The sequence below is a fragment of the Pandoraea sp. genome, assembly GCF_004297875.1.
Classification (GTDB): Bacteria; Pseudomonadota; Gammaproteobacteria; order Burkholderiales; family Burkholderiaceae; genus Pandoraea.
Genome location: NZ_SCSK01000047.1, coordinates 70,393 through 96,067 on the forward strand (window position 1 = coordinate 70,393; position 25,675 = coordinate 96,067).

33 protein-coding genes and 1 tRNA gene are annotated in these 25,675 nt (G+C 62.2%); 10 read left to right on the forward strand and 24 right to left on the reverse strand.

All coding sequences use genetic code 11. The annotated features are described in order from the left end of the window. Positions 1–72: 72 nt before the first annotated feature. Positions 73–1,266 (reverse strand): Do family serine endopeptidase, encoded by a 1,194-nt coding sequence (locus EPN80_RS14130; RefSeq protein WP_293028385.1) that lies wholly within the window; start codon positions 1,264–1,266, stop codon positions 73–75. Positions 1,267–1,282: 16 nt separating this feature from the next. Between EPN80_RS14130 and EPN80_RS14135 the strand changes: the two genes are divergently transcribed. Next, entirely contained in the window at positions 1,283–2,029 is a 747-nt protein-coding gene (locus EPN80_RS14135; protein ID WP_293028388.1) for a Nif3-like dinuclear metal center hexameric protein, read from the forward strand. Between the two features lie 32 nt (positions 2,030–2,061). On the opposite strand, the gene mscL is transcribed toward EPN80_RS14135, so the two are convergent. Continuing rightward, the gene (gene mscL, locus EPN80_RS14140) at positions 2,062–2,493 is read right to left on the reverse strand and encodes a large conductance mechanosensitive channel protein MscL (protein WP_293028553.1); all 432 of its coding nucleotides are present in this window, start codon (positions 2,491–2,493) and stop codon (positions 2,062–2,064) included. A gap of 206 nt (positions 2,494–2,699) precedes the next feature. Between mscL and petA the strand changes: the two genes are divergently transcribed. From petA to EPN80_RS14170, 6 genes are all read left to right on the forward strand, one after another. Next, positions 2,700–3,314, forward strand: coding sequence for a ubiquinol-cytochrome c reductase iron-sulfur subunit (gene petA, locus EPN80_RS14145; RefSeq protein WP_293028391.1), 615 nt, complete (start codon positions 2,700–2,702; stop codon positions 3,312–3,314). A gap of 1 nt (position 3,315) precedes the next feature. Next, entirely contained in the window at positions 3,316–4,701 is a 1,386-nt protein-coding gene (locus EPN80_RS14150) for a cytochrome bc complex cytochrome b subunit (protein ID WP_293028394.1), read from the forward strand. 28 nt (positions 4,702–4,729) lie between these two features. Next, positions 4,730–5,476 (forward strand): cytochrome c1, encoded by a 747-nt coding sequence (locus EPN80_RS14155; RefSeq protein WP_293028397.1) that lies wholly within the window; start codon positions 4,730–4,732, stop codon positions 5,474–5,476. Positions 5,477–5,556: 80 nt separating this feature from the next. Continuing rightward, positions 5,557–6,168 carry a glutathione S-transferase N-terminal domain-containing protein gene (locus EPN80_RS14160; RefSeq protein ID WP_047215806.1) on the forward strand — a complete coding sequence of 204 codons (612 nt, stop codon included), beginning with the start codon at positions 5,557–5,559 and terminating at the stop codon, positions 6,166–6,168. A 59-nt stretch (positions 6,169–6,227) separates the two neighbouring features. Then, the gene (locus EPN80_RS14165) at positions 6,228–6,674 is read left to right on the forward strand and encodes a ClpXP protease specificity-enhancing factor (RefSeq protein ID WP_293028402.1); all 447 of its coding nucleotides are present in this window, start codon (positions 6,228–6,230) and stop codon (positions 6,672–6,674) included. A 79-nt stretch (positions 6,675–6,753) separates the two neighbouring features. Continuing rightward, a tRNA-Thr gene (locus tag EPN80_RS14170) sits at positions 6,754–6,829 on the forward strand. A 73-nt stretch (positions 6,830–6,902) separates the two neighbouring features. Here the strand turns inward: EPN80_RS14170 and EPN80_RS14175 are convergent. From EPN80_RS14175 to EPN80_RS14215, 9 genes are all read right to left on the reverse strand, one after another. After that, entirely contained in the window at positions 6,903–7,820 is a 918-nt protein-coding gene (locus EPN80_RS14175; protein WP_293028405.1) for a tyrosine-type recombinase/integrase, read from the reverse strand. A 111-nt stretch (positions 7,821–7,931) separates the two neighbouring features. After that, on the reverse strand, positions 7,932–8,156 hold the full coding sequence (locus tag EPN80_RS14180; RefSeq protein WP_293028408.1) for a DUF4224 domain-containing protein: 225 nt from the start codon (positions 8,154–8,156) through the stop codon (positions 7,932–7,934). Continuing rightward, positions 8,153–8,515 (reverse strand): hypothetical protein, encoded by a 363-nt coding sequence (locus EPN80_RS14185; protein WP_293028411.1) that lies wholly within the window; start codon positions 8,513–8,515, stop codon positions 8,153–8,155. The genes EPN80_RS14180 and EPN80_RS14185 overlap by 4 nt, the downstream gene beginning before the upstream one ends. A gap of 238 nt (positions 8,516–8,753) precedes the next feature. Continuing rightward, positions 8,754–11,519, reverse strand: a complete 2,766-nt coding sequence (locus EPN80_RS14190; RefSeq protein WP_293028414.1) for a toprim domain-containing protein — start codon at positions 11,517–11,519, stop codon at positions 8,754–8,756. 63 nt (positions 11,520–11,582) lie between these two features. Then, positions 11,583–11,798 carry a hypothetical protein gene (locus EPN80_RS14195; RefSeq protein ID WP_293028417.1) on the reverse strand — a complete coding sequence of 72 codons (216 nt, stop codon included), beginning with the start codon at positions 11,796–11,798 and terminating at the stop codon, positions 11,583–11,585. Continuing rightward, on the reverse strand, positions 11,795–11,923 hold the full coding sequence (locus EPN80_RS14200; protein ID WP_293028419.1) for a hypothetical protein: 129 nt from the start codon (positions 11,921–11,923) through the stop codon (positions 11,795–11,797). The genes EPN80_RS14195 and EPN80_RS14200 overlap by 4 nt, the downstream gene beginning before the upstream one ends. 186 nt (positions 11,924–12,109) lie before the next feature. Next, on the reverse strand, positions 12,110–12,364 hold the full coding sequence (locus tag EPN80_RS14205; RefSeq protein ID WP_293028422.1) for an ogr/Delta-like zinc finger family protein: 255 nt from the start codon (positions 12,362–12,364) through the stop codon (positions 12,110–12,112). After that, positions 12,361–12,654: a DNA-binding protein gene (locus tag EPN80_RS14210; RefSeq protein ID WP_293028425.1), complete on the reverse strand. Its 294-nt coding sequence runs from the start codon at positions 12,652–12,654 to the stop codon at positions 12,361–12,363. Before EPN80_RS14210 ends, EPN80_RS14205 begins: the two co-directional genes overlap by 4 nt. Positions 12,655–12,657: 3 nt before the next feature. Then, the gene (locus EPN80_RS14215; protein WP_293028428.1) at positions 12,658–12,894 is read right to left on the reverse strand and encodes a hypothetical protein; all 237 of its coding nucleotides are present in this window, start codon (positions 12,892–12,894) and stop codon (positions 12,658–12,660) included. 83 nt (positions 12,895–12,977) lie between these two features. On the opposite strand from EPN80_RS14215, the gene EPN80_RS14220 reads away from it, so the two are divergent. From EPN80_RS14220 to EPN80_RS14230, 3 genes are all read left to right on the forward strand, one after another. Further along, complete coding sequence (locus tag EPN80_RS14220) at positions 12,978–13,397, forward strand: helix-turn-helix transcriptional regulator (protein WP_293028432.1); 420 nt, start codon at positions 12,978–12,980, stop codon at positions 13,395–13,397. A 225-nt stretch (positions 13,398–13,622) separates the two neighbouring features. Further along, entirely contained in the window at positions 13,623–14,159 is a 537-nt protein-coding gene (locus EPN80_RS14225; RefSeq protein WP_293028435.1) for a zinc ribbon domain-containing protein, read from the forward strand. Between the two features lie 143 nt (positions 14,160–14,302). Then, positions 14,303–14,695 carry a hypothetical protein gene (locus tag EPN80_RS14230; protein WP_293028438.1) on the forward strand — a complete coding sequence of 131 codons (393 nt, stop codon included), beginning with the start codon at positions 14,303–14,305 and terminating at the stop codon, positions 14,693–14,695. Positions 14,696–14,728: 33 nt separating this feature from the next. On the opposite strand, the gene EPN80_RS14235 is transcribed toward EPN80_RS14230, so the two are convergent. From EPN80_RS14235 to EPN80_RS14295, 13 genes are all read right to left on the reverse strand, one after another. After that, on the reverse strand, positions 14,729–15,394 hold the full coding sequence (locus EPN80_RS14235) for a hypothetical protein (RefSeq protein WP_293028441.1): 666 nt from the start codon (positions 15,392–15,394) through the stop codon (positions 14,729–14,731). Positions 15,395–15,425: 31 nt separating this feature from the next. Continuing rightward, positions 15,426–15,881 (reverse strand): hypothetical protein, encoded by a 456-nt coding sequence (locus EPN80_RS14240; protein ID WP_293028444.1) that lies wholly within the window; start codon positions 15,879–15,881, stop codon positions 15,426–15,428. A gap of 426 nt (positions 15,882–16,307) precedes the next feature. Next, a complete protein-coding gene (locus EPN80_RS14245; protein ID WP_293028447.1) occupies positions 16,308–17,408 on the reverse strand; it encodes a phage late control D family protein in 1,101 nt (366 codons plus the stop codon). Next, positions 17,408–17,836 (reverse strand): phage tail protein, encoded by a 429-nt coding sequence (locus EPN80_RS14250; RefSeq protein WP_293028450.1) that lies wholly within the window; start codon positions 17,834–17,836, stop codon positions 17,408–17,410. Before EPN80_RS14250 ends, EPN80_RS14245 begins: the two co-directional genes overlap by 1 nt. Positions 17,837–17,848: 12 nt before the next feature. Next, positions 17,849–20,341: a phage tail tape measure protein gene (locus tag EPN80_RS14255; RefSeq protein ID WP_293028452.1), complete on the reverse strand. Its 2,493-nt coding sequence runs from the start codon at positions 20,339–20,341 to the stop codon at positions 17,849–17,851. Then, positions 20,338–20,445: a GpE family phage tail protein gene (locus EPN80_RS14260; RefSeq protein ID WP_293028556.1), complete on the reverse strand. Its 108-nt coding sequence runs from the start codon at positions 20,443–20,445 to the stop codon at positions 20,338–20,340. The genes EPN80_RS14255 and EPN80_RS14260 overlap by 4 nt, the downstream gene beginning before the upstream one ends. Next, positions 20,436–20,756 carry a phage tail assembly protein gene (locus tag EPN80_RS14265; RefSeq protein WP_293028454.1) on the reverse strand — a complete coding sequence of 107 codons (321 nt, stop codon included), beginning with the start codon at positions 20,754–20,756 and terminating at the stop codon, positions 20,436–20,438. The genes EPN80_RS14260 and EPN80_RS14265 overlap by 10 nt, the downstream gene beginning before the upstream one ends. 32 nt (positions 20,757–20,788) lie before the next feature. Next, positions 20,789–21,298 carry a phage major tail tube protein gene (locus tag EPN80_RS14270; protein ID WP_293028456.1) on the reverse strand — a complete coding sequence of 170 codons (510 nt, stop codon included), beginning with the start codon at positions 21,296–21,298 and terminating at the stop codon, positions 20,789–20,791. A gap of 34 nt (positions 21,299–21,332) precedes the next feature. Next, positions 21,333–22,505, reverse strand: coding sequence for a phage tail sheath protein (locus EPN80_RS14275; RefSeq protein ID WP_293028458.1), 1,173 nt, complete (start codon positions 22,503–22,505; stop codon positions 21,333–21,335). A 67-nt stretch (positions 22,506–22,572) separates the two neighbouring features. Beyond that, positions 22,573–23,331 carry a site-specific DNA-methyltransferase gene (locus EPN80_RS14280; protein WP_293028461.1) on the reverse strand — a complete coding sequence of 253 codons (759 nt, stop codon included), beginning with the start codon at positions 23,329–23,331 and terminating at the stop codon, positions 22,573–22,575. Further along, on the reverse strand, positions 23,273–23,491 hold the full coding sequence (locus EPN80_RS14285) for a Com family DNA-binding transcriptional regulator (protein ID WP_293028463.1): 219 nt from the start codon (positions 23,489–23,491) through the stop codon (positions 23,273–23,275). Before EPN80_RS14285 ends, EPN80_RS14280 begins: the two co-directional genes overlap by 59 nt. Before the next feature lie 143 nt (positions 23,492–23,634). After that, positions 23,635–24,072 (reverse strand): phage tail assembly chaperone, encoded by a 438-nt coding sequence (locus tag EPN80_RS14290; protein ID WP_293028465.1) that lies wholly within the window; start codon positions 24,070–24,072, stop codon positions 23,635–23,637. A gap of 7 nt (positions 24,073–24,079) precedes the next feature. Beyond that, a complete protein-coding gene (locus tag EPN80_RS14295; RefSeq protein ID WP_293028467.1) occupies positions 24,080–25,675 on the reverse strand; it encodes a hypothetical protein in 1,596 nt (531 codons plus the stop codon).

A 25,675-nucleotide genomic window follows, 5' to 3' on the forward strand; every position in this document is an offset into this window, starting at 1 on the left:
GTCGCCCCCCGACCGGGCGCTGCGCGCGGCTCACCGCGCGTCGGCGCTGAGGCGCTGACTCACGAGCGACCGTTACTCGGTGCTGCCGCCATCGTCCGATTGCGGCGGCGGCGGCGGGCGTTTGCCGATCGACACTGTGATATCCATCGGCTTTTGCTTGCGCAGTACGTGCAGGACGGCAGCGCTGCCGGGCTTGAGCTGCGCGATGACGTTCAGCAGTTGCGACGTATCTGTAATCGATTGCTTGTTGACCTGGGTGAGAATGTCACCCGGTTGAATGCCGCCAAGGTCGGCCGGCCCGCCTTGCACGACGCCGGCGACGATCACCCCGGTGTCCTGCTGCAGGTTGAACGATTCGGCGATGTCGGAGGTAATATCCTGCGGCTCGACGCCGATCCAGCCACGCGTCACCGCACCGGTCGTGATGATGCTCTCCATCACCGAGCGCGCGGTGGACACTGGAATGGCGAAGCCGATCCCCATGTTGCCGCCGTTGCGCGAGTAGATTGCCGTATTGATGCCAACCAGGTTGCCCTGCGTGTCCACCAGCGCGCCGCCCGAATTTCCGGGATTGATCGCAGCATCCGTCTGGATGAAGTTTTCGAACGCACTGATGTCGAGATGATTGCGCCCCAGCGCACTGATGATGCCCATCGTCACCGTCTGGCCGACGCCAAACGGGTTGCCAATAGCCAGCACGACGTCCCCGACATGGACGCGGTCCATACGACCGAGCGTGATGGCGGGCAAATGATCGAGATTGATCTTCAGTACCGCGAGATCGGTTTCCGGATCGCTGCCTACCAGCTTGGCGGCCGCTTTACGGCCATCCGAGAGCGCCACCTCGATCTCGTTGGCACCCGCGACCACATGATGGTTGGTTAGAATGTATCCGTCGGAACTGACGATAACGCCCGAGCCCAGGCTCGACACCGGTTCCTGGTGCACGGCGCCGCCGTCGCCGAAGAAATAGCGGAATAGCGGATCGTTTGCGCGCGGATCGGGGCGCGGGCCGGTATCCTTGCTCGAAAAAATGCTGACCACCGCTGGCGTCGCGCGCTCGGCTGCGTCGGCGTATGAGCCAGGCGCCGGCTTGTCGCTGAAGCTGGGAGCGACTTCCTGAAGGGCGATGATCGGGCTGGCCAGTTGACGTCCGAACGAGCCTTGGCGCTGCAGCCACTGCGGTTTAAGCGTCGCAACGATGAACAGCAGTGCCAGCAGGACCGTCACGGCTTGCGCAAATAACAGCCAGAAGCGTCTGAGCATGTAAGGGATATGGACGATGAACCGAGTTGAACTGGAATTGTATCTGAACGAAGCCCTGCAAACCGCGCAATTTCGAGATTACTGCCCCAACGGGCTGCAAGTCGAAGGGCGTCCCGAAGTGAATCGGTTGATCACTGGCGTCACGGCCAGCCAGGCCCTGCTCGAGGAAGCCATGCGGTGGCAGGCCGATGCCGTGCTGGTGCATCACGGCTACTTCTGGAAGGGCGAGGACCCCCGCATCGTCGGCTACAAGCGGCGACGTCTGGGCCTGTTGCTTGCCCATGACATCAATCTGTTTGCCTACCATTTGCCGCTCGACGCGCATCCCGAGCTCGGCAATAACGCGCAGCTTGGCGCCCGGCTCGGGTTGAGCGCAACGGATCGTTTCGGCCCTGACCAACTGGGCTGGCTGGGCACGCTCGAGACGCCCACGGATGCCGGCGCGCTGGCTGAACGGGTCGCTGCGGCGCTGGGGCGCACGCCATTACTGCTGGGTGAGCCCGGCCGGTTGGTGCGGCGCGTGGCGTGGTGCACTGGTGCGGCGCAGAGCATGTTCGAGGCGGCCGTGGCAACCGGCGCCGATGTCTACCTCAGCGGCGAGGTCTCGGAACAGACCACCCATCTGGCGCGCGAGACGGGCATCGTCTATATCGCGGCCGGGCATCACGCCACCGAACGCTGGGGTGTCATGGCGCTGGGCGAGCACCTGGCCCAGCGCTTCGGCATCGAGCACCGTTTCGTCGACATCGCCAATCCGGTGTGAACCGGGGCTGTACGTTCCGGCTCAATGAGGATTTATTTTTTCAGGCTGTCGCGAATTTCACGCAATAACAGGATATCTTCTGGGGTAGGCGCGGGCGGTGCGGGCGGCGGCTCTTTTCGCAGACGGTTGACCTGCTTGACCATCACGAAGATGATGAAGGCCAGGATGATAAAGTTCAGCAAGGCAGTGATGAAGCTGCCATAGCCGAGCACCGCGACGCCGGCCTTCGTCAGGTCGGCATACGATTCCGGATTGCCCTTGAAGGTTGGCGGAATCGCGGCAAGCCTGATGAAATGATTTGAGAAATCCAGACCGCCGAACAAGGCCCCGACCACTGGCATGATGAGATCCTTGACGACTGAATCGACGATTTTGCCGAAGGCGGCGCCGATGATGACGCCCACCGCCAGATCCATCACATTGCCTTTGAGTGCGAATGTCTTGAATTCCTGCAGCATACTCATGCTAAACCTCCCGCTGTTGGTTTTGTTTCGCGCCGGTCGAGACTGCACGACGATCATGAACAAATACGCGCCTGGCGTCAATGCAAGGCGCTGGTCGATACCGAGATGCGTTATGACGGCGATACCTGCCAACAGACGGGTCGCCGAGGGTGGTGGAGTATAATTTACGGTTGACGGAAAATCCAAATTCAAACTTGGGGACTGTGATGGGTGACAATCAACAAAAAAAAGTCGACAACAGCCGCCGAACTTGGCTAATCGCAACGTCTGTCGTCGGAGGAGTCGGCGGTGTAGCAACCCTGGTGCCTTTCGTCAGTTCAATGGAGCCCTCGGAACGCGCCAAGGCGGGGGGGGCGCCGGTCGAGGCGGACATCAGCGGTCTCAAGCCCGGCGACAAGATGACCGTCAGCTGGCGCGGTTTGCCGGTCTGGATCGTGCGGCGTACCCCCGATGAAATGGCCTCCCTGAGCGCCGACACCAGTCAGCTGGCAGACCCCGATTCAAAAAGTCCGTTCAATTACCCGATGCCGTCCTACTGCGAGAACCCTTACCGGGCCCGCGTCGAGCACAAAGACATCCTCGTCGTCATCGGCATCTGCACTCACCTCGGTTGCATTCCTTCCGGTCCGTTCGAAGCCGATATTGTTCCGGCTCTCGGCAACTATCCTGGCTTCTTCTGCCCCTGTCACGGTTCGACCTACGATATGTCCGGGCGGGTCTTCAAGAACAAGCCGGCGCCCAAGAATCTCGATGTCCCCCGTTACATGTACCTGTCCGACACGCACATGGTGATCGGTAAAGACGAAAAAGGAGAGGCGTAACATGGCCGCCGATAAGAAAGTCGAAACGACAGGGCTGATCGGCTGGATCGATCGGCGTTTTCCGTTGACCAAGCTCTGGAAGGAGCATCTCTCCGAATACTACGCGCCCAAGAACTTCAACTTCTGGTACTTCTTCGGCTCGCTGGCCATGCTGGTTCTGGTGATTCAGGTACTCACCGGCATCTTCCTGGTGATGAACTACAAGCCCGACGCGAAGCTGGCGTTCTTCTCGGTCGAGTACATCATGCGCGACGTGCCATGGGGCTGGCTGATTCGCTACATGCACTCGACCGGCGCCTCGATGTTCTTCGTCGTGGTCTACCTGCACATGTTCCGCGGCCTGCTGTATGGCTCCTACCGCAAGCCGCGCGAACTGGTATGGATCTTCGGGTGCCTGATTTTCCTGTGCCTGATGGCCGAGGCCTTCTTCGGCTATTTGCTGCCGTGGGGGCAAATGTCGTACTGGGGCGCTCAGGTGATCGTCAACCTGTTCTCTGCCATTCCGTTCATCGGCAAGGATCTCTCGCTCTGGATTCGCGGCGACTACGTCATCAGCGACGCCACGCTCAATCGCTTCTTCGCCTTTCACGTGATCGCCATCCCGCTGGTTCTGATCGGCCTGGTGGTCGCGCATATCATCGCGCTGCATGAGGTCGGATCGAACAACCCCGACGGCATCGAAATCAAGGAAAAGAAAGACGAAAAAGGCGTACCGCTCGATGGCGTGCCGTTCCACCCCTATTACACGGTGCATGACATCATGGGGGTCGGGGTCTTCCTGATGGTGTTCAGCTTCATCGTCTTTTTCGCCCCGACCATGGGCGGTTACTTCCTCGAGGCCAACAACTTCATTCCGGCCAATCCGCTGCAGACGCCGCCGCACATCGCGCCGGTGTGGTACTTCACGCCGTTCTACTCGATGCTGCGTGCCACCACCGATGACTTCAAGCACATCCTGATGGGCATCGCCGCCATCCTCACGCTGCTTTGGCTGGTGCGCGGCAAGGCGAGCCTCAGGTGCAAGGGCATCGGCACAGTGCTGGTCGTGCTGTTGCTGCTCGCGATGTACTTCACCGAGGCAAAGTTCTGGGGCGTGGTCGTCATGGGCGGCGCGGTGCTGACACTGTTCTTCCTCCCATGGCTCGACAAGAGTCCGGTCAAATCGATTCGTTATCGCCCGGGATTCCACAAGGTCCTGCTCGGCATCCTGGTGATCGTTTTCTTCATCCTCGGCTACCTCGGCACGCAAGAGCCGACCCCGCTCAAGACCGCGCTGTCGCAAGTCTTCGCGCTGTACTATTTCGCGTTCTTCTGGGGCATGCCGTTCTGGACGCGAGCCGGCGTTTTCAAGCCGGTGCCGGAGCGCGTCACTTACGCGGCCCACTGAGCGAAACCAAACGACACGGGATACCAAGATGAAGAAACTGTTCGCAATTCTCGCGCTCATCGGTTTGTTCGCCACGCCGGTGCTCGCCCAGGAGGCGCCTGTACCTCTCGACCCGGCCCCCAATCGCATCGACGACCTGGCGGCATTGCAGCACGGCGCGAAAATCTTCGTGAATTATTGCTTGAGCTGCCACAGCGCCGCGGCCATGCGCTACTCGCGCCTGACCGATCTCGGGCTGACCGACAAGGAAATCAAGGATAATCTGCTCTTCGCCACCGACAAGATCGGCGCCACCATGACCGTGGCGATGCGCCCCGAAGACGCCAAGAAGTGGTTCGGCGCGGCGCCCCCCGACCTGTCGGTCGAGGCCCGCGCGCGCGGCACCGCCTGGCTCTACACCTACCTGCGCGGGTTCTACCGCGACGATTCGCGCCCGACCGGATGGAACAACATTGTGTTCCCCAATGTCGGCATGCCTAACGTGCTGTGGGAGCTGCAAGGCGAGCGGGTGTTGAAGCAAACCGCTAATGCCGGCGCGGGTGGTGAGGAGGGGCATGCGACGGCCTTTGCGGGGTTCACCCAGGTGACGCCGGGCAAGCTTACGCCGGTGCAATTCGATAACACCGTGGCCGATCTGGTATCTTATCTGGATTGGATGTCCGAACCGGCCCAGCGTACCCGCCGTCAACTTGGCGTGTGGGTTTTGCTGTTCCTCGGGTTGTTCACTGTGCTGGCCTGGCGCTTGAACGCGGCCTACTGGAAAGACGTCAAGTAATTACAATTTTGGAGTGGGGCTAGGAACGGGGGAAAAGGCCTTCCCGCTGCTAGCCCCTTTGGTTTTCAAGGATAACGCTTATGATGGTTCTATATTCGGGCACCACCTGCCCCTTCTCCCAGCGATGCCGACTGGTGCTGTTCGAAAAAGGCATGGATTTCGAAATCCGCGACGTCGATCTCTTCAACAAGCCTGAAGACATCGCCGTGATGAATCCCTACGGCCAAGTGCCCATCCTGGCCGAGCGCGATCTCATTCTGTATGAGTCCAACATCATCAACGAATATATTGACGAGCGCTTTCCGCACCCGCAACTGATGCCGGCCGATCCGGTGCAGCGCGCACGCGCGCGCCTGTTCCTGTTCAACTTCGAGAAAGAACTCTTCGTGCACGTCAGCACGCTCGAGAACGACAAAGGACGCGCGGCTGAAAAGGCGCACGAAAAGGCGCGTCTGGCTATTCGCGATCGGCTCTCGCAACTCGCGCCGATCTTCCTCAAGAACAAATACATGCTGGGCGACGAATTCTCGATGCTCGACGTGGCCATCGCGCCGCTGCTGTGGCGTCTCGACCACTATGGCATCGAACTCTCCAAAAACGCCGCCCCGCTGCTCAAATACGCCGAGCGCATCTTCAGCCGGCCTGCCTACATCGAAGCACTGACCCCATCGGAGAAAGTGATGCGCCGCTGATCCATCAGCGGTCCGAGGCGCGCCCGCCTGTCGGCGCGCCGGTTTTCACGCCACACCTCATGCCAGAAACCTCAACCAAACCCTACCTGCTGCGCGCGCTCTACGAGTGGTGCACCGACAACGGCTACACCCCGTACATGGCGGTACATGTCGACGCGGCCACACGCGTGCCGCGCGAATTCGTCAAGGACGGCGAAATCGTCCTGAACATCAGCTTCGACGCCACCAGCGGATTGCAAATGGGCAACGACTGGATCGAATTCAGCGCGCGCTTTGGCGGCGTCGCGCAGAAAATCGAAATCCCGGTCAACAACGTGCTCGCCATCTACGCCCGCGAAAACGGACAAGGCATGGCTTTCCCGGTCGACAAAACCGCCCCGGCCCTCGCGCCGCTGTCGACCGCCGGCGCCGCCCCGGAGCTCGCCTCGACCGATGCCGGTGACGACAACGACGAACCGCCGCGCGGCCCCAACGGCAATCGCGGCCACCTCAAAGTCATCAAATAGCGCAACTCGGCTCACTGCGCCGCACGCGGCCCGATTCGGGTGAATGCGGCCAACGGAATCGGGTACAATACGCGTCTTCGCCGGCTTAGCTCATCTGGTAGAGCAGTTGATTTGTAATCATCAGGTGGCGGGTTCGAGTCCTGCAGCCGGCACCAATACAGGCGGGGTTTAGCGGTTGTTTTTCGTTAAGCCCCGCCGTTTCCAAAAGCGCCACCGCGTTTCCAAAAATCATCTTGACGGCTTTACGGGGCGTGCGCCGCGCGAGTAGTGCGCAGTCATGTTCGGGCTGCTATGGCCGGCCAGTCGCTGAGCCTCTTCCAGTCCCTCGTTGATCGCCTTGCGAGTCACGCTGCGTGCTCGTAAATCGCGAAATTGGAATGTCGTTTTGTCGATTTGAGCCAGCTCGCGCGCCCTGTCAAACCGCGAGCGCAGTTGCCCTTTCGAGAGCGGGTTGCCTTTCTCGTCGCGCACCAAATACGGCGACATATCGATTTCGGAACCGCGCCAAGCCAGGAGTTGCTCAATAAGTGTCTTGAGCGCGCCGGAGATCTCGATGACTACATTACGACCTGTCTTGCCTTGTCGTAGCACCAGATGCGAGCCAATGAGATTGCCGCGTGTGAGCGATAGCACGTCCGACGGGCGCTGGCCGGTAAGATCGGCGAGATCCATTGCATGTTTGAGCGGCTGGTCGGCGGCCGCGTGGACTCGTTCATACAGCTCGTCCGTCACCAGCACATTCTTGCGGCCATGCTCCTTGCGCCCGCGTACGCCGCCACAGGGGTTTGCCTGAACCATCATTCCCCAGACCCTAGCGCAATTCAACGTGGCCGAGAGAATGGCCTTTGTCCGATTGGCTGTAACGGTGCCACGTTTGGCCGCTGTGGTTTGCCAAATCTCCGCCACGTCCGATGGCTGGATCGAATCGAGTGCGCGGTCGCCCAGAATGGCTTGCAGTCTCGTCAACACGATATCGTACAAACGCCGGGTAGCGGGGGCTTTCGCAGGCAATTCGCGTCGTCGATATTCGGTTGCCAAATCGCTGAACCGATGGCCTGACTCATCTGCGGTTGGAACTCGACGTCCCTCGATCTCGGCCCATAACTGCAATGCTACCGCTCGGTTGTTGCCGAGCGGTTGAAGCACACGCCGGCCGCCCACCAGCCCGTGATCGTAGTAGTACCTGATCGTACGATCGGCGTTTCGCCGCGATCGAAGGCGGGGTATCGCACCTGGCGAGGAGGCTTTTCGGCCCATTTATGCAGCATCCAAATTAAGAGGCACATCAGCTCGCGTCGCGCGCCCAGTACCGTGTTCGGAGATACCCAGGCGTTTGTCGTGATAAGCGCGCGCGACTCGGATTTGGCCTTGCACAGTGACGACAAATGGCCAACCCTGCTCGGTGAGCCACGATATTTGACGCGCCCGACGCGGCGTGCCTGTGAGTTCGCACAGCTCGTTTCGGGAAAGGTATTGTGTCATGCCGTTTCCGCCTCCGATAACCCCCCCACACGCAGCGCAACTCGTGGATTGATGGATAGCCGCCGTTTTCCATCTATCCAATTGATTTCATTAAATATTTTTCCCATCAATTCCCATGAATCAACACGTGGGAACACGTGTGACTCGTGGCTCAAAAAATAGGCAGCACCGCCAACTCGTGGGAAATCGGCATCGACTCGTGGGAGCGTCCGCGTTCGCCTGCTACCTGCCTTCTTCTCAGTATTCTTCTTTCTTTTCAATAAAATAAGAGAGAGAAGATAGACAGGCCGAGCACCGGGGTCGCAAAGCCGACTCGTGGGAAAAATCGCCGGACTCGTGGGAAATTCGATCCAACTCATGAAAGGGTTCCTCTCAACAATCAATAACTTAGCGTGCGACTCCCATGAAATCCACGAGTCGCGTGCGCTGCCTGTGCCTTGCCGATGAAGAAAAAGGCCATCCGCAGCCCCAGATGCCCCGCCTAGCGGTAGTTTTTGCTATGCATGGAGTTGCACCGGGCGCGACATGCCAGCGCGAGCGGACGCAAGCCGGCCGCCCCGACGGGCGTCGGTAATTCGCATAGGGATCTCCTCGAGGCTACGGGGGGGTGGTGCGGATGGCCACATGCAGACCGAAGCGCTGCAGGCGATGCACCGAGATGGGCGTCAGGTAGGTCACGCGCCGGTTGTAGATTTGCTTTTCGGTCTCGCTGTTGCCCACCACCACGCCCGCGCCATACAACTGGCGCTTGAAAACGCGGTCGCTCTTCACCGGCAGGGCGTTCCACTTCTCGCGCAGGCTCGACGAATGCGCGATGTGATCCATCACATGACTGGTGCGCACCAGCAGGCACGACTCGCCTTCCACATCGTCGAACGTGTATGGGTGCTTGAAATTGCCCGCGTCGATCTCGGAGAGCACCGTTTCCATGATCCACACCCACGGCTCGCGATCGGCGCTCGTCTCGGCGATATGCGTATTCATCTCCGCCAGCAAATCGCGCGAGAAATCGCCCTCGCTCTCGTCCATGCCGGCGAACTCGCACAGCAACTGCCAAGCCAGCAACACCGCCGCGTAGTTGCCCGCCATGCGCATCGCGCCATCGTCGGCCCCGCTGGCCCGGCTGTTCCGAACGCAGAACTCGCGCAGCGCGGCATACGTGGCTCGAACCTCGATCTTGTTCAAGCCCGCCAGAAACGTCAGCCACTGGCGCAACGGAAATCGTGGCAAGTCCTCTGGCATGAGCGGCCCTTTCTTGCCCGTCAGTGTCGTGCGCACCAACTTACCCAGCAGACTGCGCACCGGCACATCCTCGCCGGCCAGCATCACCGGGGCCGCCAGCAGGTACTCCGTCATGTCCGCCCCGCGCCGTGTCACCGTGTACTGATAGTTCTCCTGCAACAGGCCCACGGCCTTGTCGATCACCTCCTGCCGGCGTGCCGAAAGCTCTTCCCACCCGACCGGATGGCTCGTATGGCTGATGCTCGTAAGCAAGCGAAACTCCGTCTGCAAGCTCTGCCCGGAAAACATCGTGAACGCCAAAGTACGCTCCAGCCGCTTGATCAGCGTGGACTTGCCCGCCCCCTTGTCGGCCTGTACGGTCATGTGCGGCCAGAAGCCCAGCAGCGCCTTCAAGTGCCCGCCCAGGCCCCACACCAGGGGCAATGCCGCGGCATTGCGCCCGAACGTCGCCTGATAAGCCTTCACCACGCGGCGCGCATCGGCCACGGGCCCGGAGGGAAACGTCAGATTGTGATACGGACATTGCTTGTCGGCCTCGGTGAAATAGCAGTCCGGCCCCTCGTTGACAATCAGCGCGCCATCGCGCCACGCCAGCCCCACGAAATTCGCGGCGTGCCGCGCCCCCAAATGGGCGGTACGCTCCAGAATGTTCACCATGCGCAGAAACGGCGAGCGTTGCCAGATCGGGCCGAACTTCGCCCACTGGTCGGTGTTGTGCAGCTGCTCATCGAGCATCACCTTGCGCAACAGCGTCGGCCCGTGGCGCGGCGCCTGCACCGACACCGCGAAATACACCGTCGGCGACTGGTCGGCATCGCCGGTCATAGTCGCCGTCGCGCTGGCTACCGACACCCGGGTAATCGACGCGATGCGAAACCCGGCCAGGTCGACGTGAATCGGCGTCTCCACGCCGGTATCCTCGTTTTTCTCGACCTTTGCCACATAGCTCGTGAAGTCCGGCCGCACCCGAAACTTCCAGTACTGCGCGAAATCGTGCGACGGTAAATACACACGCGGTTTGCCCTGGCGCGAATCGTCGCCCGGCAGCCCGGCAATCAGCCACGGCTCATATCGCTCCAGCGCACGCGCCAGCGCCGGTGCACTGCGCAACTGCAAGTAATCGTTCACATCGTTAATCGGCTCGGCCTTGCGCTCGCCGTCAGCTAAATCCTTCAGCCATTCGCTTTGATCCACCAACACCGCGCTGATGTTCAGCGCCGTCAGCCGCTCATACAACGTCCAGGCCGCTTCGGGCCCCGGCCGGTGGCCGGCACGCGGCTTGCCCTCGGCGATCGGCGCATCATTATCCAGGCAGATCACGCACTGCTTGCCGCGCAAAAACGTGAAATCGATGCCCGACACATTCGCCAGCCCGCGCAGCGCGAACGCGGCCACGCCGGGCAACCCGCAAGTGTCGATCGACAAAGCATTGATCGCGCTTTCCACCAGATACACCCGGCCGGCGTGGCGCAACCTGCGAGGGTCTGCTGTCCAGCCAATGCCATCCTTGGCGCCCTTGGTCTGCGTTTTCACGCCGCCGTTGAGCGAAGGGTCGACATAACGCATATCGACCGCCGCCACCTGGCCCGAGTCCAACGCGCGCACGATAAACGCCGCGGCCGGCCCGCCATGGCCGACCTGGCCGCTGGCCACCTTGGCGCTGGTCCACGTATTGAAGCCGAGCGTGCGCGCGCCGAGCGCGGCGTCGATCGCCGCCTCGCTTATGCCGCGGCCGGCAAGGTAAGCGCGCACCGGGTCTGGCTCCGCCAGGCAGCGGTCGGCGATGAACTCAATCGTGGTCTTCTCGCGCCGCTCGACCGGCGCTGGCGAGTCGAGCGGCAGGCCGTACGCCTCATGCAAAAACCTCACCGCCTCGCTCACGCCACCGCCGCGCGCATACATCACCAGGTCGACGCACGAGCCGCCGGCATCCGAGCTATGGTCGCGCCAGCCCGTGCCATGCTTCGGGTGAGCCTGAAAAATCGACAGCGACGGCGTCGTGTCCGCGTGCGCCGGCGAGTGATACAACGCCTTGTCGCCCCCCGGCCCGCGCTTGAGGCCCAAGCGCTCGGCCAGGTCGTGCAAATCGATACGCTGCTTGAGTTGCTCGATGCTCGCCACGGCCACCTCACAAATTCAGGACGGCGCACCGCCTACCGTCGTACCCTGTAAAAGCCGCCCCCATCACCGGCCACCCGTGCGCTGCGCAATGATCAAATTCGCCATGCCGCGATGCATCACCGCCGTACGCAGCGCGTAAAGCAAGTCCGCCTGATTGCCGGCGTAAGCCAATTGCGCCACGCGCCGCAGGGCCGTCACCTCCTGGTACGAGAACATCTCCCCGTCGGGCGCCCCCACCACGATCACATCGTTTGCCACCACATGCAGTTCGGGTTTCATCGCCAACCTCCCAGCCAGTGAAAAAAGCGCGTGAGCGTTTGCCGCAGCGTGCGGCGCCGGTAATACGGGCCGTCGATCGTGTAGCCGCCCAGGCCAGTGGGGTGAACGCGTTGTGTTTTCTTCATGACAAGGCCCCCTCGACGCGAAAGACTGAACGAGCGCCTGGCGCAGGCCAGGGCACAGACATAGGGCAACACTTTGCTTGGTGCATGAATAAGCTCCTGATCCGCCAAGATCGAGACAAAACCATCCCCTCGCGCCGGGCGGGCGCGATGCGAGGGGAAGCGGGGGGAGTAAGAAAGGAGAGGGAGCTAGCCGGCCTTGTCGAGCAGATCCAGCTGCCTGGCATCATGCGCTTGCCGATCGCCCTTGCCGACCCGCAGAAACACCTTGGGGTTCGGCCGTTGGCTGGGGTTGCGGGTGCGCACGATCTCCGTGTACGACACGCACGTGTGGCCGCATTCGATATTCACGCACTGCCACTCGGCTTCCTTGAGCAGCAGTGAAATCCGGCGGCTGGTGCGAATATGCATGCGCTGGTCGCAATGCGGGCAAGACAATTTCATGCGCGACCTCCTTGCGACGAACCGCATTCGCCCATGCCCTGCCGGGCGCACTCGCAATGCATGCCGACTTCGCCCAGGGTGGCCACCGCGTCCAGATACTTGCGCGTGACCAGCACATATCCCACCGACGACACCAGCGTGTCGAGCTTCTCGATCACCACGCCCTGGGTGCCGCTCAGGAAGCGACTCACCTGCGAGTCGTCCCAATTCACCGAGCGCTGCACCGCGCCGCGATCCTTGCCGGCCAGCGCCGCGCGCAGGGCTTCTTCGATACGAACGGGTTTTCTCATCGCTCAACCCTCCACACAAGAAGTTGCGAGCGGTTGCGTCGCGCATTGGTTAAGCTGCGAGCGGTACATTGCCACGCCGAGCAGGTAGATCTGCCGGGCAATGCTCGAGTGCGAACAGCGCGCGCCGTGGGCGATCTGCTCGAGCTCGCGGCGCTCATCGGACATCAAACGCATATAAACCGGCTTGCTCGACAGCACGCCGCGTGGAGCGCGTCGGATAGGGGTTCGTTTCAGGGTCATGGCGATATACTTGGGACTGTTAACCTTGCACAATAGCAATATTAGTGGTCGTTTGACCACATGTCAAACTTGATTGTATTTATATGACCATCTTTTCCGAGAGGCTGCGAGAAGAACGCAAGCGCCTGGGGCTCAACCAAGCAGACTTCGCCAAGCAAGGTGGCGTGAAGAAGGATGCCCAGTTGAACTATGAAAACGGAACACGGAGGCCGGACGCCTCATACCTTGAAGCGCTGGCAGCTATCGGCGTGGATGTTCTGTACGTCCTGACCGGCGAGCACTCGGCGAGTACACTCTCCGCCGACGAGCAAATGCTCCTCGCCGGCTATCGGTCCCTCGATGCCCGCGGTCGTGCCGGTGTATTGGGTGCCATCAGCGGCCTGACACAAACGCCCGCGGCCGAGCGCAAGAGCAAAAGCCAAGTCATGGTCGGCGGCAGCAATAATCAGCAAGCCGGCGGCGCCATCAAAACCACGACGCGCACCAAGAAGCGCGCGACGTAAATCAACTCGTCCCCTGCATCAAACGATGCGAGCGGGAATGCCCACACAATATCCACACGGGTGCTCAACACCCGGCAGCCACGGGGTGTCTCGATGAGCGTGCCGCACTCACGCTCATGCATTGCAGGGAGATTCGCAAAATTCTTTGTGCGGTTCCAACGATTTGTTCAGGGAGAGCAGGGGCGGCCGTGTCCGCTTCACAAGAGCCACCAATGGAGAAACAATATGGCCATCATCAAATGCAAGGAATGCAAACAAGACGTTTCGAGCAAAGCAAAAAGCTGTCCGCATTGCGGTGTCAAAAGCCCGGGTGTGACGAAAAAGGACATGCTCCTGGGCGCCCTGGTGCTCGCCGGCGCGGCCTATGCCATCGCGAGTTGTGTCGATGGCGGTGAAGCCAAGAAAGACGGTGGGGCGGCACGTGCCGCGATGACCGCCGAGGAAAAAACCAAGGCTGATGCTCAGTGCAAGGCGGAGCTCAGTTGCTGGGGAGAAAAGCATATTATTGCCGCTTCTGTGTACTGCAAAGAGCCGATCGAGCGATTGGCGAAATACGATGTGAAATGGACAGACGGTTTGATGGAAACGGCGATGAGCCGTTATCGCTTTGCCGATCGTGAGGCCGCCACACTGACCTACGTGGGTGACAAGGCGCAGTTCCAGAATGGCTTTGGCGCGTGGCAGAACGTGGTCTACGAGTGCGACATCGATCCCGCCAGCAACCGTATCCTGGGCGTCCGGGTCAGCGAGGGCAGGCTGTAGCTCCCGCACCTCATGCTGATTGCCCGCATATTTCAGCGCTTTCCCATTGCGCTCCTGTAAATCCCTCCAATACTGCTGCAATTGCCGAGCCTCGGCCAAGCGTCGGCTGGGCGGCAACACAACAAGTATCAGGGAGAACGCGCATGACAGATTCACAGGAATCCTGGGGCGGCTGCGGTAACTCGCAAGCGGGGCGAGACATCCACATTCAACAGTGCGCGCCATGCTGCCCATTGCAGGTGCGCGCCAAAGTGCCCGCCGTGGAAGTGCGATTCGGCCTGTTGTATATCTCTGTTCGCAAGCCCGTGGCTTGCGGCGCGCAGTGCGAGCGACGTCGCTCAGAAGTCCAGGTGCGCCAAAGCCTCTGGATACGCCTGGCGCTCTTGCTGCTGGCGGCGCTGTGCATCTGGCGGTACTTCGAACTGGTTGTGCTGGATGTGCCGGCGGTGTTTCCGCTGGTGTTGGCCTGCGTGGCTGGGGTGGCGTGTTGGGCAGGCCTGGGGGGTACTGCCCGGATTACCCAAAGAAAAGGTTGAGCCTGAATAGACACAAGACGCGATGTGTCGGCGTCAGAATGTCGCGACCAGGGTCGCTGTGCCAGCAGGTATTTTGACCTTGCGTCCCTCCGCTTCCCGCCAAAATATTCGATGTTCTTTCTGCCACGCATCCGCCGACGACTTTAGAAAGTGGTTGCGTTGATGATCGTTCGTGTAGCGACAGTCGCCGATGATGCCAGCCTTTCCAATTTGTCGGTCAATCTCTGCTTTCAATTCCTGGATATTGCGAATCTTCACGCACGCCTTCTTCCTCAACCGGCGGGCGATAGCGCCATTCAGCACGTTGCAAAATGAGAGGATGATTCCGTCTTCCAAATAGTAGTTGGCGTTGACGATGTCCGGCACCCGCTGGCCATTAATGGTGCATCCGACGAATGTAAAGTTCTTCACGTTCTCTACACGGATTGCGGGTCGTAGGCTGGTCAGATCGACCGGAGAATCGTGGATTCGATTCTCATCGGGCGTATATATTCCATCGCGTGTATCGCCCAAATAAGAGCTCGCTAAGGAGATCGGGACATCGCCACCTTCAACCCATGCGTTTGACCACTCAATGTGCGTGAGGTACAGGAATTTTTCAAGCGGGGAATCGGGTGCGAATTCGCGATCATAGTCGGTAATTTTTCTGATCTGTCCGAAGGTGGGATCCCGCTCTGCTCTTCTTCTCGCTTCACCCATGCTTGCTCCGTTCGATTCGGGCTCACGTCACCTAATTCGACAACCCAAGTTTCGCTTCTTCAAGGCACTTTTGTTGTGCATTTCCATAGTCTTGATTGATTGAATCGGCCCGGGGTGTTGGCAAGGAGCAATTCGGCGATGGATCGCTGGCACCGAATGTGTTCTTGCAGTAAGTTGCGCCCATGAAGGAGTTGGACATGATTAGCTTGTTCGACAAACAATTCCTGAGTTGCACGAGTTGTTGGTGGGCGACGTCTTTACAAGCCGCCGCCCATTCCTCCAAATAACTCTGGTCTGCCAAGGTCTTGCAGGTTTGGTATTGCAAGTTCCTGGCAGCTTCTTCCTGGGCAACTTTCGCTTTTTCCTGTTCGGCTTGCGCTGCCGCTTGACGCTCAACAGCGGGAAGAAATATGACGTAGTGATAGAAAACCCCACCGCCAGCCAGCAACAGCGCTATTGCCAAGGCGAGTTTTAGCATCTTGTCCATGGTGTTCCGCCCCGTTAGTAATATCGCTTAACCAGCCGCGTCAAAGCCAACACGGTGCCGGGGGCATCGAGTGCGGGCAATTGGGGGGTAATCATGCGATCAGGAATTGTTTTCGTGCGCTCTCGATGACGTGAGCCAGAACAGGCTCGCATTCCATCACGGGTCTTCCGCTGCAACGGAGATTGGCGGTAGACCAGTTGCACCCGTCGGCATCGATGCCAACAATTTTCTGTATGGACGTCACACGACAGTCGGCACAAGCGTCATGCTTGCGTATTTCCGTGTTAAGCCAATCAAGAAGCTCTGCTTGCGATACCACGGCCTTGGCCATAGCGTCCCCCGGTTCAAGCATTCGTTGTCGCGCTTTATGAACGAACTAAACGGCGAGCATGTGTGGCGCCATTTTGCGCGTGGGTCGATAAAAATTCAATCTCTCGGCTGCGCCCACTCTTTCGTACCGGATTCACACCTCACCTCCAACCCCACCCCCGTCCGAAACCCCCCATCCGCGCTCAGCGAATGCATGGTTTCCTTGATGACCCATCTGTCCCCATCGATCCCTGCTTTCCAGCCTCGCACCACCACCGGCCGCTCGGGAAATAGGGCGGCATCTCCGCGCGCGAGCGTGATGCTGAAGGTCGCCAGCCCGCGCTGAATGCGTTGCCACTCGGCCTGGGCGGCGCGCTGGGCGTTTTGCCTGTTGGCGTATAGGTGTCGAAGCTCCTTGATATTCGAGGGTGCCGAGGCATTGCCGTGGGACGGCGGCGCGTCGGCCGGTACCGACACCTCGCCTTTCCTTGCGCGGCGGGTGTCCTGATAGTAGGCGCGCACGCCGGTGTAGGCGTCGCGCTCGGCCATGCTGAAGCGGTGCTCATCGCCGCTGGCGCGGGTGAGGATGAACGGGGGCAGTGGCAGGCCGCTGGCGCTAAGAGCCTCGCCCGGTTTCATGAAAAGCAGCCGGTCCTGCTTGACGGTGGCCACGGCGCCGACCAGGTCCGCCAGGCGCGTCAGCAGGTTGGCGTCGGACTCGCCGGTCTGGTCGAGGTGGTCGACTGCGAGCTCGCGCAGCGCAGGGTGGATGACGGCCATCAGGCTGTGGCGCTGGGCTATGGCGCGCACGACTTCGCCGACCGTGTTGCGGTGGAATGAACGTTCCTGCTTGGCTGCCATGCCGCCGCGCAGGTCGGCGCTGCGCGCGCGGATGATCAACCGGTCGGGCGCGCCGGTGTGTTCGATTTCGTCGACCACGAAAGTACCCTTGGGCACCAGCGGCTGCCCGGCCCAGCCCAACGCGAGGCAGAGCTTGGCACCGCGCGCGGGCAGCGCCAGCTGGCCGTCGCCGTCGTCGAGCTCGATGTCGAGCTGGTCGGCCTCGAGGCCGCGCCTCTCGGTGAGCGTGAGAGCGATGAGGCGCCCGGTAAGGCGGCCGGTGATGTCCTGCCCGGCTTGCAATAAACGATAGGCCGGGGCCGGTGCGGCACGGGTTTGTGGCTCTCCCAGCGGGCTGGCGAACGAAGGCAATTTCATTACCGCAGCCAGCCGGGCAGATCGGTGAGGGTGCCAAGCCGATCGCGCTCGTCGTCTTCGCAACGTTGCAGCGTCATGCGGAATTCGATGCGTCGTGCCGCGCCGTCGGCGAAGAAGAGGGTGCGGGTCACGTCGAGGCTCTCCAGCGCGTATAGGCCGTGGATCTTGCCCGTGCCTTCGATCAGCGGCCACGCGCGGCCGTCGTCGCCGAGTGATTTGAGGGCGTCGAGCGAGAGCGATCCCCCGGTGAGCTCGGGCAGCAGCACGCCTTCGAGGGTGATGGTGTCCTCGCCCTGGCCGAGAAATTGGCGCCTGGCGCGTTGCCCCACGCGCAGGTTGGCCGGGTGCCGCCACGACAGTTGCTGTTGCAGCGCTTGATAAGGCAGCGTGCCGAGGCTGAAAACGAACATGCCCCAAGTCATCATCATCGCGCGCCGCTCCTATTCATCGTCGACCAGGCGCGAACGGCGGCGAGCCATGCCGCGCCGCTGCTGTTCGTCGAGCTGGCGGGCCACCAGCCGGGCCAGTTGGGCCTCGTTCATGCCGGGGGCGGGGTAGACGTTGATCGTGACCGGCGCGGCGCCGGCGAGCCCGGCCGGCTGGCGCGCGTGAGGTGCGATCAACGGTGGGCGCAGGTCAAACGGGATGGTCGCGCCCGTGCCCGCCAGGTCTTCGCCGGCGGTGGCAAACTGCCGGCTAAAGCGCAGCAGGGTCGACAGCGGCGCACGCTGCCCGTCTTGCAAACCCTGATCGAAGCCCGCCATCGTGAAGCCGCCCAGGCTGGCGAAGACTCGGCTGGGGGAGTGAATGCCTAGCTTGTCCTTGAACCAACCGGCCACCGAATCCGCCAGGCCGCTGACCATACGCTTGAGTGAGGCCCACCGATCGCGTATGCCGCCGACCAGGCCGTCGACAATCTGTTTGCCGAAACTCACGAAGCGCGATGCCTGGCTGCCGAACCATGTCGTGATGCCTTGCCACAACTGCTTGAATTTGGGGCCGAGCGTATCCCAATGACGCCAGATCAGCACGGCGCCGGCGGCAATGGCGGCGATCGCCAGCAGGATCGGGTTCGTCAGAAGCGCTTTGCCCAATATCATCACCGCTTGCACGACCGCGGGCAGGGCGGCGCGCGCCAGTTGCCACAGGCCGCCAAGCACGTTCGGCAGGGCGATGCCGAGCTGTGCAAAGCTCAGTTTGACCAGCGCCAACGGTCCGATGATCGCGGCCAGCGCCAGCATGGCGCCGCTCACTGCTGCAGTGAGGGCGGCCACGGCGGCGACGGTTTTCATGAGGGCGCCGGCCAGCGCCGGGTTGGCTTGCGTCCAGGCCGTCACGCGGTCGATCACGCGATCGATGGCATCCATGATGTCCATCAGCGCCGGCCGCAGCGTTTCACCCAGCGCGCTGCTTTCGTTGAAAGCGCGGTTCAGGGTCATTTGCCAGCGGCCCGAGAGCGTGTTTTTGCGCGCGTCGAGCTCGCGCTGCATCGAGCCTTGCGCGCGCGGATCATTCACCAATGCCATCTGGCGTGCCAGCTCGGCCCGGTTGTTCACCAGCTTGGCGGCGTCCTTGCCGAATTCCTTGCCGAAGATCCGCGTGGCCACTTCCATCTGCTGGTCTTTGGGCAGACGCTCGATCGCGTCGAGCACGCGCAAGATGGTGCCCATCGCGTCGCGGCTCATGCTTTTTTGAATCGCGGCGCCGTCGAGCCTGAGCATTTGCATGCCGTCACGAAAGCGCTTGGACTGCATATTGGCCACCGCCAGCTCGCGCACCATCGCGCGCGAGGCCATGGCGGCTGTCTCGGGCACGGCCCCCAGCGACAGGAACGTGCTGCCCAGCGCGGCGGCCTGCTTGTAGTCGAGCTTGTCGGCCACGTCGCCCATGCGCGTCATCACCTCGATAAGGGCCTGGCCCTTGGTGCGCGTGTTGTCGTCGAGCGTGTTGATGGTGTCGCCCAGCGTGCCGATGGTGTCGAGCGGCACCTTGTACAGGCCGGCGATGCGCCCCATGGCTTCGCCGGCCTCGTATGCCGGCATGTCGAAGGCCACCGCGGCCGTGGCAGCCACGCGCGCCATTTCGAGCAGGGTCGCCTGGCCCTGAATGCCGGCGCGTGCCTGGGCCTCGATCAGGGCGGCAAACTCGGTGGTCGCGATCGGCAGGTTGTTGGTGGCCGCCTTGATCGCATCGGCCATCGCATAGTAGGTCGGCGTGAGCCGGTTATTGTCGTCGCGCGCGCCGTCGACCTGCTTGGCCACGCCCAGCATCGCATCCTCGAAGCTGACGAAATCCTTGACCGGCTTGACGACCGGCAACCCAATGGTCGCCGCCGCGGCGGTGCCGGTGATGCCGCCGCCGAGCAGCCGCTGGCGCGTGTGCATCGAATGCTCGTAGCGGGCTTTGGCCGCGTGACGTTGCCGCTGAAGTTCGTTGAGCCGGGCCAGGTGGGCCTGCTGCGATTTGAGAGCGGCATTGGCTTCGTTCGTCGCTTTGCGCAAGTCGTGTTCATAGGCTGTGAACGTGCGGGCGCCGATGCCGGCGGCGTTCAACTTCTCTCGCACAACGCCCAACTCGCCGGCCTGGGCTCTGTGTCGCAACGTCAGGTCGTTGACGCTACGCGCCGCACGCTGGTAGCGCCGCGTGAGATCGGCGGCAGGACGGTCTGCGCGCTGGATTTCCTGGGCCAGCGACTGCATGCGCGCACGCGCCTCTTTCAATGCGGTGGCGGTTTTGCCCAAACCACCGCGCAGTGCTCGCAGCGCGTCGATCTGGCGCTGCGCCTGATCGAGTTCCTTGAGCCGCGCGCGCGTTTCCTTGAGCGCGCGCGCCGCGTGGCTATTGCTCTCGCGCAGGCGGCGCAATGGCTTGGTCGCGCGGTCCACCGCCTGCAAGATCACTTCCAGGCGCAACTGGCGTGCAGCGCTGCTCATCGGGTCGCCTCGCCGCGCTGGCGGGCGCGCTCACGCCAAGCCATGAGTTCCGCGAGACTCATCTCGTTCATCGCTGCCGGCGGCCAATGAAAAATCACGGCGATGTCGGCGAAGGCGTCTTCGACGCAGCGGGCGAGCCCTCCGCTTGCGCGGCCTTCGGCAGCAAAAAACCGCTCACCGCCAGCGCGCATTGCGTGAGGTCGGCCGGGTCCATCGCGCCAACGTCGTGTTCGGTGAGCGCCGGCTGCGTCAGGCGCGGCAGCACCTTGATCAGCGCGGCAACGTCCATTTGCAGCAGGTCGGCAAGATGAACGCCGCGCAGCTCGCCCGCGTTCGGCTTGCGAATATCGAGCGTCGCAATGCGCTGCTCGCCGCGTGTGAGGGGCGTGTCGAGGGTGACGGTCTCGGTGTGCATGGTGATTTCCTGAGAATGAGTGATGGCGTTTCCTACAGGCCTATGGCCTTGCGTTGCGCAGCCAGGCGATCTTCGCCCTGCACGTTTTCGATGAGGTTCACGAGGTCGATCTCGACCAGCACGGCGCCGTTGAGGGTGAGCTTGTAATACGACAACGACGATGTCACCTTGAATTCGGTGTCGTCGCCTGCCTTGGCGCTGCCGGCGTCGATTTCTTTGTGCCGGCCGCGCACGACCACTTCGACGGCATCGACTTCACCGGTGTCGTCGCGCTGATAGGCGCCGGCAAAGCGCAGCTGCACGCCGTCGACCTTGCTCAGGCCGAACTGCTCGAAGATCTGGCGCATGAAGCCGCCGTAGGAGTGCTCGAGTTCGAGCTTTTCCATGCCGAGGTCGACATCGACCGGCCCGTTCATGCCGCCGCCGCGATATTCCTCCATCTTGCGCGAGAGCTTGGGCAGCGTCAGCTCCGTGCCTTGCCCGAGGTAGTTGTGACCTTCGTTGAAGATATTGAACAGCTTGAGTTTGGTCGGTAGTGCCATGGTGTGTCCTCTGTGAGCGAGCCCGATGGGTGCGTCAAGCCGCGACGCGCTGCGCGAAATCGATCAGGTACCGATCGGTGATGCGCTGGCGCAAGACCAGGTTCTCCAGCGGCGGCACGGGCGTGTAGTCATAGTCGATGGTCAGCTTGCCGGCCTTCAGGGTGTCCTTGGTATTGATCGTGTCGTCATACCAGGCGTCGCCGCCGATCAGATAACCCTGGCTCACCAGTTCGCGGAATTTGGCGCGGATGCTCTCGATGATGTCGCGCGCCAGGCTCGGGTTGAGCGGGCCGTCGATGGCCCAGAATTGCGCCTCGGCGATGGAGTCGGCCACCACCTGGCTGGTGCGCGTGTAATTCTCAAAGGCGAACAGCGGGTCGGCTGAGCAGGTGCGCGAGCCCCAGAAACGAAAGCCCTTGAAATTGACCAGCGTCGTCACGTCGTGGCTGTTCAGATAGCCCGCGTCGGTCGCCGGGTCCTGCAGGTCCCAGAACACGTCTTTGGTCAGGCCCGTCACGCCACCCACCGGCACGTTCGACAACGTCTTGTGCCAGCCGGTCTCGGCGTCGATCCTGGCGCGCAGCCCCAGGGCGCGCGCCGTGGCCCAGGCGGCGGTCTCGCGATTGGCGGCGGTGTCCCAGCTCACGAAGTCGGGCCAGATCACCATCACCTCGCGCTGCCCGAAATTGTCGCGATATGCCGCCGCGTCTTCCTTGGTCGAGGCATCGGCCGCGCTCACATACGCGAACGCGCGCAGCTTGCGCGCCAGACTCGCCAGCTCGGCGGCCACCGGCGGGACATCGAGGCCGGGCACGCCCAGAATGCGCGGGCTCACGCCCAGTTTGTTCTTTGCGGCCAGCAGGGCTTTCATGCCGGTATAGCGGCCGTTGGCATCGGCGCCGCCGATGATCCGGCCGATGGTCTCGTGCGCGTCCTGGCCTTCCTCGACGCGCACCACCACGGTGGCCGGATTGGTTTGCCCCACGATCGCATCGAGCGAGCGCGCCAGCGTGCCTTGTTCGCCGGCACGGCCAAGCGCACCTTGTACGTTGGTGAGCAGCACCGGCGTATCGAGCGGAAAGGTCGCGGCATCGGCGTCGCTGGCGGTGCAAACCATGCCGATCACGGCGGTCTCGATCGTGCGAATCGGGCGCGTGCCGTCGTTGAGCTCGAGCACGCGCACGCCATGGTGGTAATCGGTGGCCATGAAATTCTCCGGAGGAATGGGTGGAAAAGCCTGCCGGTAGCGTCGCCCAGGCTCGCGCGAGATGCACTCAAGTTTTGTTGTTGAGCGACGAGGCACAAGCCATGCGCTGTTTGGCTACGTCGTAGTACTCAGGCTCGATCTCGCTGCCAATCCAATGATGACCCGCGTCGCGTGCCGCGACGAGGAAAGTGCCGGATCCCGCGAAAGGGTCCAGTACTGTGCTGCCGGCAGGCACGAGGCGCATCACCTCACGTGCCAAGCCGATTGGCTTTTCCGTCATGTGTCGCTTTGGGTAGGCAAGACGCTCGGTGAACACGCCAGGAAGATAGACGTCAGTGCTGGCCGTACCTTCGCGGGTAGCCCACACCATGTACTCGGCCTGATGGCTAAAGCCGCCGCGTCGCGGTCGCGCGCGACCCTGCGTTTTGTCCCACACGGCAATTCCCTGCCAGATGAATCCGGCGCCCTGGACAGCGTCGGTCAGGCTCGGTAACTGGCGCCAGTCGATGAAGCACACCAGATAGCCGCGCCGCTTGGTAACGCGCAGCGCTTGCTCTAGCCAGGTCATGCACCAGAAGGTCCACGAGCGCTGATCCTTGTTGTCATGCGAAAAATCCGGGTAACGCGGCCCGGACGACGTAATGTATTTTTCGCCCGCGGGCCTGGCGCGCGCGCTGCTGTGCAGGCCGCCCGACGAATATGGCGGGTCGGTAAACAGCAAGTCGACACTTTCATCGGGCAGCCGCCGCAGCAAGTCAATGGCGTTTTCACGGAACAGATGATTCTGAAATGCCGCGATTGGCGGCCGAGTGAGCGAGGATGTCATTCGAATGCTTCCTTGAATCTGACGCTCGGCGGCATTCGGGTTCGGGGCGCTCGGCCCTCAACACGTTTAATGCCCGGCAGCGCGGGCATTTGATGCTCAGGCGGGTGTACTCCGCCATGGCCAGTTTGCGGCGGCAGTTCTCGCAGCGAATTTCCTTCATCGTGGTTAGCCTTGCATAAATATGGTAGGCTGCGCCCGCCTGTACAGGTGGCGCGGCCTTGGCCAAACTTGCAGGGCTTATCTGCGAGGGCGGGGCGTGTTCGGTGTTCGCGCACCGATGCACGTCGCCGCGTCTTTTCCTAACTATCTGCTGGTCGCGCCACCGATCGTTATTTCAACGCCGGGTGCTCGCGGCCACACCACCTCAAACGGGAAGCCTTCCTGCGCGGTCAGGTCGCGCAATGCCTGCCGGTAGCGAGATGCCGCCGCCTCCAGCCCGGCATCGCCGGCATCCCGCGCCTTGTTGATCAGCTGATCGGCTTCGAGCAAGTGCTGCGCCCGCTGCGCGCGAATCTGCGCCGCCACCTGGTCGCGCTCGAAATCTTGCTGATACTTTGCCCAGGCCGCCTGGATGCCCTTGAGCGTGGGTGGTTTGGCGGGCAAGTGCCAGGCGACGATGCGTGCGGTGCCAGCCTGCTTGCCGTCGGGGCCGAGTGGGTGCGCCACCCAGAAATCGCGACCGTGTTCGGCCTGCGGATATAGGCGCAGGATCGTGTAAATGGTTTGATCGTGAGTCAGCATGGTTGCCTTATTGATTTCGCAGGGTGGCCGCGCGCAAATAAATATACGAGCCGCCGGTGCGATCGCCGACCGCCCTCAGGCCGGTCATCACGTAGGGCGCCGGGACATCGGCGACTACCGAACTGCCGGTGATACCCACAAAAACCCGACCGAATTCAACCGTGCCGGAGTGTCGCTGCACGGCCGCGCCGGCTGTCGCCTTGCTGTTGAGGCTGTTGTAGATCGCATGGAAATTAGCGTCGACGTGACTCGTGCTGGCCTTGGTTGCCACCGCCGCATTGATGGCGTCGGCGTAGCTCCTGTCGGCCTTGCCGGCCGGATCGAAATTCCACGAGCCCCAGACTTGGCCGCCCGCGCCGCGCGTGATGTCGGACGCGTTGAAAGTCCATGCGTTGTTTCGATCGGCGAGATGCAAAACGATCACGGACGGCGATGAATCGCCGCCGCCGGCATAGGCATCGATCGCGGCGATATGGCGCTTTCCCCATTGCGTCCAGCGAATGCCCATGTAGGCGGCCTGGTTGTCGGGGCAATCGATCTGCAAGGCTGGCGTGCGCTCGGCGTTCCACGCAACGAACGCGCCGCCGATGGAGTTCGTGCCGTTGGGGCTGACCCGATAGGCGAACTTGCCGTAGCTCGTTCGTGTGGCCATGCCCTTATCGGGTTTCAGTGTGCCGCCGTCGGTCGTGAGCGGGTTGGGTAGATTGCCGGTGTCGTAGGGCACCTGGCCGGCAATCGTTGGGCGCACGTCGAATTCGACCGGGCCAGTCACACGGCCGCCCGAGCTGGGCAAGGCCGCGTCAGCGATACTTTTGGCCCGGTCGGCGGTGGCTTGCGCGTTTGCCACCGCCTGGGGGCTGGCATAGCGCTTGTCGGCTTGCGCTAGCGGCACGGCATGGCGTGCGCTCGTGGCATCGGCGACCGCGAAGGTTTGATCAGCCGAGCCGGCCAGCGCCGCCTTTGTCGCCAACCGCCTGGCCAGATTGCCTGGCGTGACGGCGGCCGAATTGTCCGTGCCGGCCGCGATCTCGGCCTGGCTGGCGATTCTGATCAGGCCGGCGCGTTCTTCATTGGCGGTGCGCGCGGCCAGGCCGGCCGGCGTCACCGCGCGGCCCGCGTCGGTGCCGCGCCGGGTTTCTTCCGCTGTGGCGAGTTCGACCACCCCCTGGCGTTCGGTGGTGGCCGGCGGGTTGGTAAAGCTCGCGTCGCCGAACGTCAGGCGGGTGGCGTCGACGGTCACGAGGCGCACGTCGGTCGACAGCAGCAGGATGGCGACCGAGGACTTTTCCATGATCGGCGTGGGCTGGCAGTAGGTGCCGAGCAGCACGCCGTTATCCAGATACAGCCCAAAGCCGTACAGCACAAACTGGTCCGGGCCGTCGTCGCGAATCGTCACGTGAATGGTGTCGGGCGCGACGTTCTCGCCGGCGATGGTGCTCACGCGCTTGATCTCGTGCGGCAGCGTCTGCAGCGAGCCGGCAGGCTCGAAAGGCGCGCCGGCGAAGCCGACCTCGTTGACACGACGCATGGCGGTACCGGTGTTGTCAGGGCCGATCAGTGCGGCGCGTCCGGCATCGGTCAGGGTGAGGAGCGTTCCAGCCAT